Below are 13,979 nucleotides of genomic sequence, written 5' to 3'. Positions count from 1 at the left end.
GGCGCACCGCCGTCGTCTATTCCACAGTCAACCCGCGGCTCCCGAAGAGTGCCTTGAACCGCGACGCTGCGCGATGGCCTCACACGATGGCCTGGGTGCCCGAGAGCTTTTTGGCGATATGTGTGCGCAAGACGTTCTTCTGGATCTTGCCGGTCGGGGTGGTGGGCACCTCGTCCACGATCTCCAGACGCTCCGGGACCTTCTGGATAGCGAGCCCCTTACCCAGCAGGTAGTCGCGGATCTCGTCCAGGGTCAGCGGATCATGACCCGCCGCCGGGACCAGGAAGCAGCAGGCCCTTTCGCCCATGGTCTCGTCCGGCATCGCGACGACGGCCACCTTGCCCACCGATTCATGCGCGGCCAGCAGGTCCTCGACCTGGCGGACGGAGATGTTGTAGCCGCCGCGGATGATGATGTCCTTCAGCCTGCCGGTCACCCGGAGATAGCCTGCCTCGTCCAGGATTCCCAGGTCACCGGACTTGGAGTATCCGTCGGCGGTAAACGATTCGGCGGTCTTCTCCGGCTCGCCAACGTACTCCAGCAGGACCATGGAGCCACGGAAGGCGATCTCGCCCTCCTGGCCCGGGGGGAGAACCTCATCGCCGGGACCAAGGATGACGATCTCCTGCCCACGAAACGCGCGCCCATCGGAGGTCAGGGACCGCTCCGGGTCGTCGTCCAAGGTGCACATCGCCATGGACGTATTCTCGGTCCGCCCGTACAGGCTCAGCACGGAGAGGTTCGGGAGCGCCCTACGCGCCTTCTCCACCAAAGAGGCGGGGATGGGGGCGCCGGCCAGGGTCCAGACGCGCATCGTCGAGGCGTCGTGCCGCTCCGGATCATAGGCCTCGAGCAGGGTCTGCAGGAAGGTCGAGGCGTTGACGGTGACGGTGCAGCCGTGCTCACTGATCTGCTCCAGGGCAAGTTCGGGGTTCCACCTTTCCATCACATGGGTCGCCGCACCGGCCAGCAGCGGCAGGATGATGCTGGTCACCAGGCCGGTCGTATGGGTCACGGGGCTGGGGCCGAACTGCACGTCGTTCTCGGTGTATCGGTAGTTCTCCGCCTGGATGCGGGCCGAGGTGGCCATGGTGTTGAAGGTGTGCAGGCACCCCTTGGCCTGGGAGGTGGTCCCCGAGGTGAAGACCATGGCGAACGGGTCGTCCGGTCCACCCCCGGCCGGCAGCTCCCCGCGGGCGCTCTCGACCGGCACCGCGTCGACAAGCGACTCGAGTGTCTGGGTGCCCTCGGGCCCCGCCCCCCGGATGGTGACGACGTGCTCCAGGCTGGGTGCCGAATCCATGAAGTCCCGCCACATGCCGGCATGGTCGAAGCCACGGTACTCGGCGGCCGTGAAGGCCACCTTGACTCCAGCCGTGGAAATCATGTGCCCGATCTCGTCGGTGCGGTAGATCGGCTGTGCCGGGACGATCACGGCGCCCAACCGGTTGATCGCCATCGACAACGCGGCGAACTCCGCCCAGCTCGGGATCTGGATGGCGACCGAGTCACCGCGCCGCACTCCCAGTCGGGACAGTCCCGCGGCAATCCTCACGGCGTCATCACAAATCTCGCGGTAAGTGAATCCGATCGAGTCGTCGGTGATGAAGACCTTGTCACCACGCAGGGCCACCTGCTGCTCGAGCACCTCGAACATCGTCGGCTTGTCCCAGAATCCCTCGGCGTAGAAGCCGGCGATCTGATCCTTTGTGTAACGGTCACTGACTGACGCGAAAGCCATCGTTTCCTCTTCCGGGCCCGGGAGCCCCTGTTTGGCCGTGCCGCGCACCCCTACCGTGATGCGCCTCACCTGAATGCTACTTCGGTCTGACCATTAGCACAATATGCCAATTGCGGGTTTGGGGCTTCATCCCACGGGGAGCCTTAGCGGCCCTTCCATTGCGGCTCCCGCTTTTCCTTGAGGGCAGCGACGCCTTCCCGGATGTCCTCCGTGGCGAAGGCAAGGGCCAGCTGGGATTGCAGGTACCCGAGGGCATCGTCGAAGGACATGTCCCGCGTGGCGTCCAAGGCGTTCTTACCCAGCCGCATCAGCAGCGGGGAGCGGGTCGAGAGCCGTTCGACGAGCGCCGCCAGTTCCGCCTCGAAATGGTCCTGCGGCACCACCCTGTTGACGATGTCCATTCGCCGGGCCTCCTCGGCGTCGATGAGCTCGCCGGTCATCATCAGCTCATTCGCCTTGGCACGCGGGACACTCCGGTAGATCAGCGCAGAGATCATGAACGGGAAGACACCCACGTTGATCTCCGGGCACCCGAACCGCACGCCGTCCACGGCGACGATGAAGTCGCAGGCCAGCGCCAGCCCGAAGGCACCGGCCAGGACATCACCCTCCGCCGCGCAGACGACAGGTTTTCCGAGGCGGCCCAGCATCTTGTAGAGGCGAGGAAAGCGATCCAGCCCTGCATACTTCTCAATGACTGGCCGGTCGTCGGCAAACGCCTTGAGGTTGCCCCCGGAGGAGAAGACCTTCGGATCGGCCGAGCGCAGCACGACAACCCGGATGTTGTCGTCGTCTCCGGCTTTCGCGATGGCATCCAGCAAATCGTCGAGGGTGGCATCCCCGAGGGCGTTGCGGGTTGCCGGATCATCCAAGGTGATGGTGGCGATGGCGTCGCGGACCTCGTAGCGGATGGTCGTGGTCATGGTCTTACCTCCTGGGGTACGGCACGGCATTTAATGGGCGTGGGCTGGCGGAAAGTCTCTCAGCCATGGTCGAGGACGACTTTTCCGAATCCCCCTCCACCTTCCAGATATCGGTGGGCTTCGGCGGCCTGCTCCAAGCTGAAAACCCGATCAATGACCGGTGGACGCACGGATTCCGAGTCGACCAGCCGGAGCAGTCCCGCGAAATCGCGAGGTCCCCCCATCGTGGTACCGAGCAGGTCGTATTGACCGAAATAGAAGGGGCGCACGGCCAAGGGCGCCGTGTCACGGGCATTGGCCCCGAGGACCACGCACCGACCACCGGCGCGCAAGGTGCCGATGGATTCGTCAACCCGGCCCACGGGATCGAGTACGAGGTCGAAGCCCTCGCCCCCGTTCGCGGAGCGTCGAGCCTCCTCGACCCAGTTTGCGGTCGAGTGGTCAATACCGGTGCTCGCCCCCAGCTCACATGCCCGGGCAATCTTCTCCGGCGATGTCGAGGTGACGGTGACCTTGGCCCCGGCCGCGACGGCTAGTGCCACGGCCATGGTGGCCACGCCGCCGCTGGCCCCCAGCACCAGCAGGGACTCCCCCGATGCGAGGCGGCCCCGGGTGAAGAGTGCACGGTAAGCCGTGACGCCGACCAGCGGGAAGGCGGCGCATTCCAGCGCCGACCACCCGGACGGCCGGGGAAATACGTTCTCCGCGGGTACGGAGACCAGTTCGGCATACGTCCCATTGCGCTGATCCCCGAGGATCTCGAAGTCCGCCGAGGGCGCGGAGCCACGTTCACCCCAGTGCAGGGACGGCAGGATCATGACCTCCTCGCCGGTCTCGACCACCACTCCCGCGCCATCCGCCCCCGGAGTGATGGGCAAGGGCGACCCATAGATGCCCTGTCGCATCAGGGTGTCGTGCCAGTTCAGGGCGCTGGCTTGTAACCGCACGGTGACCCACCCCTCGCGGGGTTCCGGCTCCGGCACCTCCGCCGGGACCAATACCTCTGGCCCGCCGTACTCGTTCATGACAATGGCCCTCATGCCCCTGCTCCGATCTCGGCGACTTCTCACGCAACAACCCGTCAGTCTGAACCTCTATGGTCAGACCATTATGACGGTACAGGACCCCGAGGGCGACGCGCCAGTCCTCGATACATCCTGCGCTTGCCGTAAATGGACTGACCAAACTACAGTAGAACGAAGGCAGCTAGCCTGCCGGTGCACGGCGGTCCCCCGCCTCACGACCACCGAATCACCACCGCAGGACCAATGGACCACTTCGGCAATCAAGGAGAGCTCACATGAGCGGTTACGCATCGGCATTCCGTCCTGACCTGTTCGCAGGCCAGACGATCATCGTCACCGGCGGAGGCAGCGGCATCGGCCGGTGCACGGCCCATGAGCTAGCCGCCCTCGGTGCCCACGTGGTCCTGGTCGGTCGCCAGCAAGAGAAACTGGACATCGTGCTGTCGGAGATCCGCGAGGACGGCGGCTCCGCTGAGGCCCACTCGGGGGACATACGGGACGAAGACCGCATGTCGGAGATCGTGCAGGAGGTCCTGGATGACCACGGCCGCATCCATGGACTGGTGAACAACGCCGGCGGCCAGTACCGCGCTGCCCTGAAAACCATCAAAACCAAGGGGTTCGAAGCAGTCCTGAGGACCAACGTGGTGGGCGGATTCATCATGATGCGCGAGGTCTACAACCGCAGCATGGAGGAGCACGGTGGCGCCATCGTCAACATCGTCGCGGATATGTGGATGGGCTGGCCAATGTATGGGCACTCCGGCGCAGCCCGTTCGGCCATGTGGAACCTCACGGAGACTGCCGCCGCCGAATGGGGTGAGGCCGGAGTTCGGGTCAACGCCGTGGCCCCCGGCTCCATCGCCTCATCCGGACTGGACACCTACGACCCCGAGGACGACGGATACATGCAGCGGGATCTCCGCGGGGAGATCCCCCTGCAGCGCTGGGGGACGGAATCCGAGATTTCTGCCGCGATCACCTTCCTGCTCTCCCCGGCGGCGAGCTTCACATCCGGTTCCGTTGTCCGGGTAGACGGCGGCGCCCCCAATGGCGCGCGTTCCTGGGTGCTCCCCGAAGAGGCCCGCAACAACGAACCCTTCCAGGGCTTTCACCGTCCCCAGTCACCGAGGATTCTCGACAAGAAGTGAAGACCTCTATCCACCACGACCGCAAACTGCTACGTGAGGGCCCCTACTACGCTGCTAGGCTCGCCAGGTGAGCCGGGAACAGACCATCCTCGACGCCGCAGCAGCGGCCTTCGCCGAGCGGGGATTCCACGGCGTCAGCATGGACGAACTCGGTCGCCGGGCCGGTCTCAGCGGTCCGGCGCTGTATCGGTCGTTCTCCGGCAAGGACGAAATCCTGGCGACCCTGCTGAACGAGGCCATGGATGAATTGATGCGCGCCACCACCCAGGTCCATGATGATCCCGGCCAGGATCTGGACCGCGCCTTGCGGCACCACGTCCACTTCTGCGCCACCCGCCTCCCACTGGTTGGGCTGTACCAGCGGGAGGTTCGGTCGATTGCCGAACCCTGGAAACGTCCCTTCGTCCGCCGGCAGCGACAGTACATCGAACGGTGGGAAAGCCTGGTCAGACGCCTCTATACACATCTGACGGCGGATGAGGCAGCACAGGCCGTGCAGTCCGCCCTCGGCACCATCTTCTCGATGACCTCCTGGCCCCGCCGCACCCTGAACGGGCACGGCGTCGAGGAGAACTTGTTGTTCTTCCTCCACGCTGGTCTCAACGGCTGGTGCCGCAGTCCCACTCCATTGCCGGCATCCCCTCCGCCAAAAACCGGCTCAATGTCCTGAAATGTCCGCAACGCACGCCCGACGCCTCCCCGCCAGCCGAAAGCCAGGGTCCCCATGAAAGCGATTGTCGTCTCCGAGCTGTCCGGCCCCTCCGCCGCGCGTCTTCAGCACGTCCCCGAGCCGGAGGGTGCCCACCGCCGTGCCGAAGGCCGCCGCCTGCTCGTGGAGGTGCACGCCGTCGGGCTGTCCTTCATCGACCCCCTCCAGACCCGCGGCCAGTACCAGTCGGGGGTGGAAGCCCCCTATGTCGCAGGGAGCGAACTGGCCGGCGTCGTCGTGGAGGCGCCGGGGAACTCATGGCTGCGACCTGGGGACCGGGTGGCCGGCATCGTCTGGCAAGGCGCTATGGCCGAACGGGCGCTCGCCTTGGAGGACTACCTGATCCGGATACCGGAGTCCATGGACCATGTCCATGCGGCCGGTCTCTACATGAACTATTCCACGGCGTGGTATGCGCTCGAGAGCTCGCGCGTGCAGCCCGGTGGGACCGTCCTGGTGACCGGAGCTGCCGGCGGGGTCGGGACCGCAGTGCTGGACATCGCCCGTGCCCAGGGCATCTCGACCATCGCATTGGTGTCCAGCGACGAGAAGGAACGCGTCGCCGTCGCCTCTGGTGCGGACCATGTCTTGCGTTCCACCGGCCACTGGCTCGACGACGTCAAGACCCTCACGGATGGCCACGGAGTGCAGGGCTTCATCGACATGGTCGGCGGCTCCGGCTTTCTGGACACCGTCCGCGCGCTGGCGATCGGCGGCACCGGGGTGATCGTCGGTTTTGCGGGCGGCAGTATCCCCGAGATCAAGGTGAACCGGCTGCTGCTGCGCAATCTCACCCTGACCGGGATCGCCATGGACGTGATGGAGCGTGAACATCCGGGCACACTGAAAAGGGTTCGGAACGGCGTCCAGGGGCTCTTGGATGCCGGATCCCTGCATCCCGCCGTGGAGCGGGTCTACCGACTGGATCAAGCAGCGGAGGCCTTGGCATCGCTCGAGAACCGGACCGCCGTCGGCAAGGTGGTCCTCATGGTCAAGGACGAGCAGTGAAGGCCCCCGCCGTACCCGCTCGGGACGCTGCCACCGTTGTGTTGCTGCGCGATGGCGATCAGGGCCCCGAGGCATTCACGATGACCCGGGCTGCCACCATGGCCTTCTCTGCCGGGGCGACCGTCTTCCCCGGTGGCCGGGTAGACCCGGGCGACGACCTGCCCGAACAGTTCTGGTCCGGAACAAACCTGGAGTGGTGGGGGACGCGCCTCGGCGGGGACCCGGCCACGGTCCGGAGCCTGCTCGCTGCAGCCGTGCGGGAGACCTTCGAGGAATGCGGCGTGCTACTCGCGCGACCGGCATGCAGCGGGAGCCTGGCGGACCCGAGGGACTTCGAGCAGGCGCGCTCCCGGCTGGAGGAACACGAACTGGGTTTCGCCGAGTTCCTCGCCGCCCACCACCTCGTTCCCGACGTCACCCTGTTGCGACCGCTGTCACGATGGATCACGCCGGTCGGGGAGCCCCGCCGCTATGACACCCGGTTCATCCTGGCTGCCTTGCCCGCTGGCCAACAGGCACGACAAGCCACCGGGGAGGCAACCGCCACCCGGTGGATGGACGCCGGCACCGCCTTTCGGCTATTCCGCGAAGGCCAAACGACACTCATGCCGCCCACGTGGTCGCAGTTCCACCACCTGCAGCGGTTCTCCTCCGTGGACGAGGCCCTGTCCACCCCGGCCGATTGCCTCCTGGTCGAGCCCGTCATCGTGCCGGACACGCAGCCGCTCCGGGTCCGGTTCCCGCTCGAGGAGGCCTACTACGCGGATTCCCCGCACCACTTATGACCGGCGCGGGGAATCCGCGGTGTCACCGCACCGCCTTGACCTTCTCGGCGACTAGGGCGCGCAACAGGTGCTTCTGGATCTTTCCGGTCGCCGTGGTGGGCAACTCGTCGACGATTTCCAGACGCTCCGGCAGTTTCTGCGTGGCGATGCCCCGCTCCTTCAGGAAGGCGACGATCGTCTCCAGATCGGGAGCAGCGCCGTCGTCCGCCGGGACCACGAATGCACAGCACTTCTCGCCGAGCCGCTCATCCGGCATGGCGACAACGGCAACGTTGGCCACCCCGGGACTCTGCAGCAACTCGTCCTCGACCTCGCGGGCGGAGATGTTCATACCGCCTCGGATGATGATGTCCTTGGAGCGGCCGGTGATCCGGACGAATCCCTCCGCGTCCATGACGCCGAGGTCGCCGGACCGTGAAAACCCCCCGGGGGTGAACAGCTCCTCGGTGGCCGGTCGATTGTTCCAGTAGCCCAGCATGTGCGAAGGCCCCAGATAGGCCACGTCGCCCTCCTCGCCGTGAGGAAGTTCCCGCCCCTCGCCGTCGACCACCTGGACCACGGAAGGCTCAATGGCGCGGCCGTCGGAGGTGATGGAGCGCTCGGGTTCGTCGGAGAGTGCGCACATAGTGGTCAGGAGGTTCTCGGAGCGGCCATAGAGGCTCTGGATCCGGCAGTCGGGGAACATTTCCGATGCGGCACGCACCACCGAGCCGGGGATGGGCGAACCGGCACAGATCCACAGGCGCAGCGAGCTGGCGTCGTGCTGCTCGGGATCGTAGGCCTTCATGAGCATCTGCAGGAATGCGGTTGCGGTGACGGCGGCGGTCAGCCGGTGCTCCTGCACCCGTCGGGCGCCGTCGCCAGGCTCCCACTTCTCCATGAAGTGGGAGGAAGCGCCCAGGTAAAGCGGGATCAACACGCTCGTGACCAGTCCGGTGCTATGGGTGATCGGTGAGGGTCCGAACTGGATATCGTCGGCGGTATAGCCGGCGGCGCGGATGATCTGGATAGCACTGGAGCGGACCGTGTTCAGCGTGTGGAAGCAGCCCTTGGGCCGAGAGGTGGTCCCGGAGGTGTAGACGATCTCGAAGGGGTCGTCCGGGGAAGCTCCCGGCCCTGCCTCCTCCTCGAGTGCGGTCAGATCGCCATCGGCAAACAAGGATTCGTAGGCCAGTGCCCCCTCGGTCCCCGTCCCCTCAGTTCGCAGTGCCACGAGATGACGCAGGGCGGGGGCCTGCGGCTGCAGGGAGGCAAACATGTCCTGGTAGTTGAAGCCGCCGAATTCCCGGGCAAAGAATGCGACGGCGGCACCGGAATCGGACAGAACGTGTTCCAGATCGTGGGCTCGGTAAATGGGCATCACCGGAACGATGACCGCCCCGATGCGATTGGCCGCTCCGGCAATCACCGGGAATTCGGCGATGTTCGGGACCTGGGCCACGATCCGTTCACCCGGCCGGATGCCGAGGCGCTTGAGCCCGACCGCCAGCCTCAAGATCTGCTCGCGGTACTGGCCGTAGGTCAGCGAAACGGTTGAGTCGAAGACGGCCACCTTGTCCGGCTGGCGTTCCGCTTGCTTTGCCACCTGCTCGTAATAGCTCTCCTCCAGCCAGAGGCCCGCCTCGTAGTAAGCGCGAACCTGCTCAGGCGAATAACGTTCTTGGAGCGTGGGGACATACGTCGACATTGGAGACCTCCGGGAGACGGTGTGATGCTCGTCATATTACAACTTTTATACAATCTTGGGAATGATTCATCGCAGTATTTGGTCTGACTTTAAGCAAAGACAGCGATAAGCTGTGATCAGACAGGTCCGAGGACCGCGGCACCGGTCCATCATTCGGACCGACTCGAATCGATATGAGGTAACACCATGACCAACCTTCGCGAGAAGGCCGTCATCATTGACGGCGCCCGTACCCCCATCGGCAGCTTCGGGGGCGTCTTCAAGTCCGTGCCGGGCTATCAGCTCGGTGCCGCGGCCAGCCGGGAGGCGCTGTCCCGGTCTGGCGTCGCGGCCGCGGATATCGATGAGGTGGTCATGGGCTGCATCGGCCAGGTCGGCCCCGACGCCTACAACGCCCGCCGTGTCGGCATCGAGGCCGGACTGCCGAAGTCCACCCCCGCGTTCACCGTGAACCGCTTGTGCGGATCCGGCCTGCAGGCCATCTGGTCGGCTGCACAGCAGATGCACTGGGGCGGCGTTGACTTCGCCCTGGCCGGTGGCAACGAATCCATGACGCGCATGCCCTTCTACGATTTCGGGGCCAGGGATGGCTACCGGCTCGGGGACCGCGCACTCGTGGACGGCACCGTGGCCATCCTCACCGATCCCTTCAGCGGTACCCACATGGGCACCACAGCCGAGAACGTGGCGCGGAAGTACGGCGTCAGCCGCCAGGAGCAGGATGAATTCGCTCTCGAGTCACAGCGCCGCGCCGCCACGCCCGCGGCCCGCGCGGCATTCGCGGAGGAGATCGTACCGGTGGAGGTCGGAGGGCGGCGCCCCTTCACCGTCGACATTGACGAACATCCCAAGCCCGAGACGACCTTGGACGGGCTGGCCAAGCTCCGCCCCGCCTTCGAAGAAGGTGGCACGGTGACGGCCGGCAATGCCTCCGGAATCAACGACGGCGGTGCCGCCGTGGTGCTCGCCCGGGAATCCGTGGCGAAGGAACGGGGCCTGGACGGCCTCGTCACCCTGGAGGCGGTGGCAACCGCGGCCATGGAACCGGAACTGATGGGCTATGCCCCTGTCCTTGCGCTCGACAAGCTGTTCAAACAGACCGGCACTTCCCCGGCGGATATCGACGTGATCGAACTCAACGAGGCCTTCGCCGCTCAGGCGGTCGCCGTCATTCGCGACGCGAAATTGGACCCCGCCAAGACGAATCCCTACGGAGGGGCCATCGCCCTCGGGCACCCCGTCGGGGCGACCGGGGCCATCCTGTCCCTGCGGGTGGCCAAGGACATGGTGCGACGGGACCTCGAACTCGGCATCGTGACGATGTGCATCGGCGGCGGCCAGGCCCTCGCGGCCCTGTTCCGTCGACACTGAGCGCATGGCTTCATCATGACGACCGTGGACGCGCAAGCGCCCGTACGAATGCCCTGCGCCAACATCCGGGATCTTGGCGGGACCACCGTGGAGGGCGGAACGGTCCGCTCAGGGCTGGTCTGGCGCGCCGACGACCTGTGCCTGAGCCCCGACGGAGAGATTCGAGAGCTGACCGCACTGGGCCTCCACCAGGTCATCGATCTGCGGGCCCCTGATGAGGTCCGACGACTGCCTCCCACGTACGCGTCGAGGCACGGGATTCGCCACCACCATGTTCCCCTGACACGGAAAGCGGCCGACCCGGCCACCTTGGCCAAGGCAATGTCGGGTATTCGAAGCGCGGAAGACGTGGGCCGCTGGTATGCCGGGATGCTGGTCAAGCGGGCACCCGAAATCGTCGCTATCCTGCGGCTGGCCGCCGGGGCCCAGGGCGGACTGTTGTTCCATTGTGCAGCCGGCAAGGACCGCACTGGCGTCGTTGCCGCGGTCCTGCTGAGTTGCCTTGGCGCCGAAGTCGAGGACATCGTGACCGACTTCGAGGCGACAGGTCCGAACCTTCCGGCTGTGTGGAAACGGCACGCCGCAACCGACACCGCAACGCGCGGCCATGGCTTCTTCGACGCCACGCCGGACCATCCCCTGCTGGGTGCTGCGGGCGCCAGCATGCACGAGTTCTTCCGTGAGCTCCATGGCGTTGGCGGCGTTTTCGGAGTGCTGCGGGAGAACCACTACGACGACGAGCTACGGGAGGCGTTGCTGAACCGGTTTGTGGTCGCGGGAAGCCACGAGCCTGAACCTGCGACGCGGGCGTAGGATCGCCGTCCGCCTTGGCTCGCGCACGGAGGTGTCCAAACATCCTGATCGCCAGATGGCCGGTGGCCTGCGTCCCGAGCTCGGGGAACGCTCTCCGGGGAGCACGGCATCGGACTGCTCAAGCGCAAGTGGCTGCGCGACGAACTGGGAGATGACCAGTACGAGCTGCAGCGCGGGATCAAGGCGCTGTTCGGCCCATTGGGCATCCTGAACCCCGGGAAGGCGTTCGTCCCGGAGAGCTGATGGTCGGCGCCCCAGGGGGACGCCGACCGCTGGGAATCCGCTCTACGCCCGGGTCCCCGCCAGCGCCACGGCCTTGATCTCGTCGGCAATCGTTCTGCCCAGGACCTGCGTGGAACCGGTCCCCCCGAGGTCGGGCGTGAGGACGTCCGAGCCAGCCGTGGCCAGCACGGTCTCGAAACCACGTTGCACCGCGGCTGCCGCGGTCGTCTCGCCGAGGTGTTCCAGCATCATGGCCGCACTCCAGATTTGGCCCACCGGGTTGGCTACGCCCTTGCCGGCGATGTCGGGGGCGGAACCGTGGACCGGTTCGAAGAGGCTGGGGAACCGGCGCTCCGGATTGATGTTTCCGCTGGGGGCAATGCCGATGGTTCCGGTGCAGGCCGGGCCCAGATCGGAGAGGATGTCTCCGAACAGGTTGCTGGCCACCACCACGTCGAACCAATCCGGATGCATCACGAAGTTCGCCGCCAGGATGTCGATGTGGTATTTGTCCGTCCTCACGTCGGCGTAGCCCCGTGCCATCTCTTCCACGCGCCCGTCCCAGTAGGGCATCGAGATCGAGATGCCGTTGCTCTTGGTGGCTGAGGTGAGGTGCTTTTTCGGTCGGCTCTGGGCCAGCTCGAAGGCGTACTTGAGGATCCGGTCCACACCGTGGCGGGTCATCACCGTTTCCTGCATGACGGTCTCGCGGTCCGTGCCCTCAAAGATCTTCCCGCCGACGCTCGAATATTCGCCCTCGGTGTTCTCCCGGACCACGTAGAAGTCCACGTCGCCAGCGACCCGGCCGGCCAGTGGGCTGGCCATGCCCTCCAGCAATTTCACGGGACGCAGGCTGACGTACTGGTCGAACTGCCGGCGGAACTGGATCAGGCTGCCCCACAGGGAGACGTGGTCTGGAACGACGTCGGGCCAGCCGACCGCGCCGAAGAAGATCGCATCGTGGGCCCCGATGTCCTCGACCCAGTTGTCCGGCAGCATCTTGCCGTGTTTCACGTAGTAGTCGGCGTTGGCATAGTCGTACTCGACGGTTTCCAGCTTGAAGTCGAATGCCTCTGCCGCGGCCTCCAGGACGCGGAGCCCCTCGGGCACGACCTCCTGGCCGATGCCGTCGCCGGCGATGACCGCGATGCGGTGGGTTCTGGTCATGAAAGTGGTCCTTCCCGTGTGTGGGTTCGCCGTTCCCTCGGTGGGAAGTTGCTCGGTGACGGCAACGCTGCGGCTCAAGCACCATCACACCCGACCGGCCTGCCTACCGTCCAAGACCTAAAAGTTAGACAGTCGATAGGCAGGGCCTATCAGCATTCGGAATTGCTCACTCTTCCGCACCGCTTGATCGGAGCCCTGCGACGTCGAGCAATGCATGCGCGGCCGGGCTGATGGGGCCGGGACGGTGGATCAGTTCGACGGCGAGTGCCTCCGCGGTGTCCAGCTCGCGGACGATGAGCCCGGCCGTTTCAGCCAAGCCGCGCCACGACTCCGCGACGACAGCTACACCCACACCGGCCAGCACCAGCGGCAGGAGGGCCTCGCGGTGCTCGATCTCCACGACGGCCGAGCTGCCGGGCGCAGAGGCCAGGACGACGTCGGCGGCCCGCCGCATACCGGTTCCGGACTGGCCCACGATCAAGCGCGAGTCCACCAGATCCGCCGGGGACACCGGCCCCGCCCCGCCGGGAAGGGCGTCGGCATCGCGCGCGACGCAAATGTAGCGGTGGGTCTGCAGCGGATGGACGGTGAACTCGGCGGGGCCGGGCACTGCCACGGGCCGGGCGATCATCCCCATTTCCGCTGACCCCGCGCGCAGGGCCGCGGCGACATCGTCCACGGTCCCCGCCGAGCGGACGGTGACATGGACTCCTGGGTACTTTGCCAGGAACCTGCCCACCAAGGGTGCCAACGGGTCGACTGACTGCGAGGGCATGGAGCTAAAGACCAGCCGCCCGCTACGCAGCCCGTCTACCGCGTCCACCATGGACCGGGCGAGGTCGATCCCATGGATGACCTCCCGTGCCGCAGGGATGAGCACCTCGCCGGCAGGCGTCAGGACCAGGCGACGTCCAGTTCGATGGAACAAGGAGGTGCCGAGATCCGTCTCCAAACCGCGTAGCGCCTGTGAAATCGACGGTTGTGCCACGAACAGCGTCTCCGCAGCCCGATGGACTCCGCCCTCATCGACGATGGCCAGGAAATAGCGAAGTTGACGCAAATCCATCCCGCGCCTCCGTTCGATAGGGACTGACTATCACTACGACAGATTATAGGTCTTGGATCAATTCGAAAGTGACGTGCTTCACTCAAGTGATCCGACATGCTCAGCCCTCTGCACGATTCCCGATTTGCCGGGGTCGACGACGACACTGGAGACACCTCCCATGAATGCCACACTCTTGCTCACGGCGATAGCCATCATCGGCGTCGTCCTGCTCATCACCGCCGCACGGATACCCCCCATCTTCGCCCTAGATGATTAATTCCTATTGGTTTCAGTGGTCGTAGGCAGTCAATGAGCGTTTGTTCGGCGCG

At 65.7% G+C, this 13,979-nt stretch carries 12 protein-coding genes and 1 pseudogene; 7 read left to right on the top strand and 6 right to left on the bottom strand.

The window, feature by feature from the left end; genetic code table 11:
* Positions 1 to 79: 79 nt before the first annotated feature.
* The 3 genes from ABD088_RS14295 to ABD088_RS14285 form a co-directional block, all read right to left on the bottom strand.
* Positions 80 to 1,741: an AMP-binding protein gene (locus ABD088_RS14295; RefSeq protein ID WP_343902631.1), complete on the bottom strand. Its 1,662-nt coding sequence runs from the start codon at positions 1,739 to 1,741 to the stop codon at positions 80 to 82.
* 143 nt (positions 1,742 to 1,884) lie between these two features.
* Positions 1,885 to 2,664, bottom strand: a complete 780-nt coding sequence (locus ABD088_RS14290) for an enoyl-CoA hydratase/isomerase family protein (RefSeq protein ID WP_343902630.1) — start codon at positions 2,662 to 2,664, stop codon at positions 1,885 to 1,887.
* A gap of 59 nt (positions 2,665 to 2,723) precedes the next feature.
* A complete protein-coding gene (locus ABD088_RS14285) occupies positions 2,724 to 3,704 on the bottom strand; it encodes a quinone oxidoreductase family protein (protein ID WP_343902629.1) in 981 nt (326 codons plus the stop codon).
* A gap of 260 nt (positions 3,705 to 3,964) precedes the next feature.
* Here ABD088_RS14285 and ABD088_RS14280 point away from each other — a divergent pair, with 260 nt between their 5' ends.
* The 4 genes from ABD088_RS14280 (at position 3,965) to ABD088_RS14265 (ending at position 7,342) form a co-directional block, all read left to right on the top strand.
* Positions 3,965 to 4,840: an SDR family oxidoreductase gene (locus tag ABD088_RS14280; RefSeq protein ID WP_343902628.1), complete on the top strand. Its 876-nt coding sequence runs from the start codon at positions 3,965 to 3,967 to the stop codon at positions 4,838 to 4,840.
* A 67-nt stretch (positions 4,841 to 4,907) separates the two neighbouring features.
* Complete coding sequence (locus ABD088_RS14275) at positions 4,908 to 5,510, top strand: TetR/AcrR family transcriptional regulator (RefSeq protein WP_343902627.1); 603 nt, start codon at positions 4,908 to 4,910, stop codon at positions 5,508 to 5,510.
* 54 nt (positions 5,511 to 5,564) lie between these two features.
* Complete coding sequence (locus ABD088_RS14270) at positions 5,565 to 6,557, top strand: NADPH:quinone oxidoreductase family protein (protein ID WP_343902626.1); 993 nt, start codon at positions 5,565 to 5,567, stop codon at positions 6,555 to 6,557.
* The gene (locus ABD088_RS14265) at positions 6,554 to 7,342 is read left to right on the top strand and encodes an NUDIX hydrolase (RefSeq protein WP_343902625.1); all 789 of its coding nucleotides are present in this window, start codon (positions 6,554 to 6,556) and stop codon (positions 7,340 to 7,342) included. The genes ABD088_RS14270 and ABD088_RS14265 overlap by 4 nt, the downstream gene beginning before the upstream one ends.
* Before the next feature lie 22 nt (positions 7,343 to 7,364).
* Here the strand turns inward: ABD088_RS14265 and ABD088_RS14260 are convergent, their stop codons facing one another.
* Positions 7,365 to 9,029, bottom strand: a complete 1,665-nt coding sequence (locus ABD088_RS14260) for an AMP-binding protein (RefSeq protein ID WP_343902624.1) — start codon at positions 9,027 to 9,029, stop codon at positions 7,365 to 7,367.
* A 186-nt stretch (positions 9,030 to 9,215) separates the two neighbouring features.
* On the opposite strand from ABD088_RS14260, the gene ABD088_RS14255 reads away from it, so the two are divergent.
* The 3 genes and pseudogenes from ABD088_RS14255 to ABD088_RS14245 form a co-directional block, all read left to right on the top strand.
* A complete protein-coding gene (locus ABD088_RS14255) occupies positions 9,216 to 10,400 on the top strand; it encodes a thiolase family protein (RefSeq protein ID WP_343902623.1) in 1,185 nt (394 codons plus the stop codon).
* A 15-nt stretch (positions 10,401 to 10,415) separates the two neighbouring features.
* Positions 10,416 to 11,213, top strand: a complete 798-nt coding sequence (locus ABD088_RS14250; protein ID WP_343902622.1) for a tyrosine-protein phosphatase — start codon at positions 10,416 to 10,418, stop codon at positions 11,211 to 11,213.
* An 81-nt stretch (positions 11,214 to 11,294) separates the two neighbouring features.
* Positions 11,295 to 11,456: pseudogene (locus tag ABD088_RS14245) on the top strand (FAD-binding oxidoreductase); the annotation flags it as partial.
* Between the two features lie 42 nt (positions 11,457 to 11,498).
* Here the strand turns inward: ABD088_RS14245 and ABD088_RS14240 are convergent.
* Positions 11,499 to 12,602, bottom strand: a complete 1,104-nt coding sequence (locus ABD088_RS14240; RefSeq protein ID WP_343902621.1) for a tartrate dehydrogenase — start codon at positions 12,600 to 12,602, stop codon at positions 11,499 to 11,501.
* Positions 12,603 to 12,768: 166 nt separating this feature from the next.
* A complete protein-coding gene (locus ABD088_RS14235) occupies positions 12,769 to 13,668 on the bottom strand; it encodes a LysR family transcriptional regulator (protein ID WP_343902620.1) in 900 nt (299 codons plus the stop codon).
* Positions 13,669 to 13,979: the final 311 nt, after the last annotated feature.

The sequence above is a fragment of the Arthrobacter rhombi genome (genome assembly GCF_039526245.1).
Lineage (GTDB): Bacteria > Actinomycetota > Actinomycetes > Actinomycetales > Micrococcaceae > Arthrobacter_H > Arthrobacter_H rhombi.
This window is presented reverse-complemented; position numbering and strand designations above follow the sequence as displayed.

Excerpts from the sequence above, each read along its gene's own strand:
- ABD088_RS14295 (WP_343902631.1), bottom strand. The coding sequence starts at position 1,741 with ATGGCTTTCGCGTCAGTCAGTGACCGTTACACAAAGGATCAGATCGCC.
- ABD088_RS14260 (WP_343902624.1), bottom strand. The coding sequence starts at position 9,029 with ATGTCGACGTATGTCCCCACGCTCCAAGAACGTTATTCGCCTGAGCAG.
- ABD088_RS14250 (WP_343902622.1), top strand. The coding sequence starts at position 10,416 with ATGACGACCGTGGACGCGCAAGCGCCCGTACGAATGCCCTGCGCCAAC.
- ABD088_RS14285 (WP_343902629.1), bottom strand. The coding sequence starts at position 3,704 with ATGAGGGCCATTGTCATGAACGAGTACGGCGGGCCAGAGGTATTGGTC.
- ABD088_RS14270 (WP_343902626.1), top strand. The coding sequence starts at position 5,565 with ATGAAAGCGATTGTCGTCTCCGAGCTGTCCGGCCCCTCCGCCGCGCGT.
- ABD088_RS14235 (WP_343902620.1), bottom strand. The coding sequence starts at position 13,668 with ATGGATTTGCGTCAACTTCGCTATTTCCTGGCCATCGTCGATGAGGGC.
- ABD088_RS14255 (WP_343902623.1), top strand. The coding sequence starts at position 9,216 with ATGACCAACCTTCGCGAGAAGGCCGTCATCATTGACGGCGCCCGTACC.
- ABD088_RS14290 (WP_343902630.1), bottom strand. The coding sequence starts at position 2,664 with ATGACCACGACCATCCGCTACGAGGTCCGCGACGCCATCGCCACCATC.
- ABD088_RS14280 (WP_343902628.1), top strand. The coding sequence starts at position 3,965 with ATGAGCGGTTACGCATCGGCATTCCGTCCTGACCTGTTCGCAGGCCAG.
- ABD088_RS14240 (WP_343902621.1), bottom strand. The coding sequence starts at position 12,602 with ATGACCAGAACCCACCGCATCGCGGTCATCGCCGGCGACGGCATCGGC.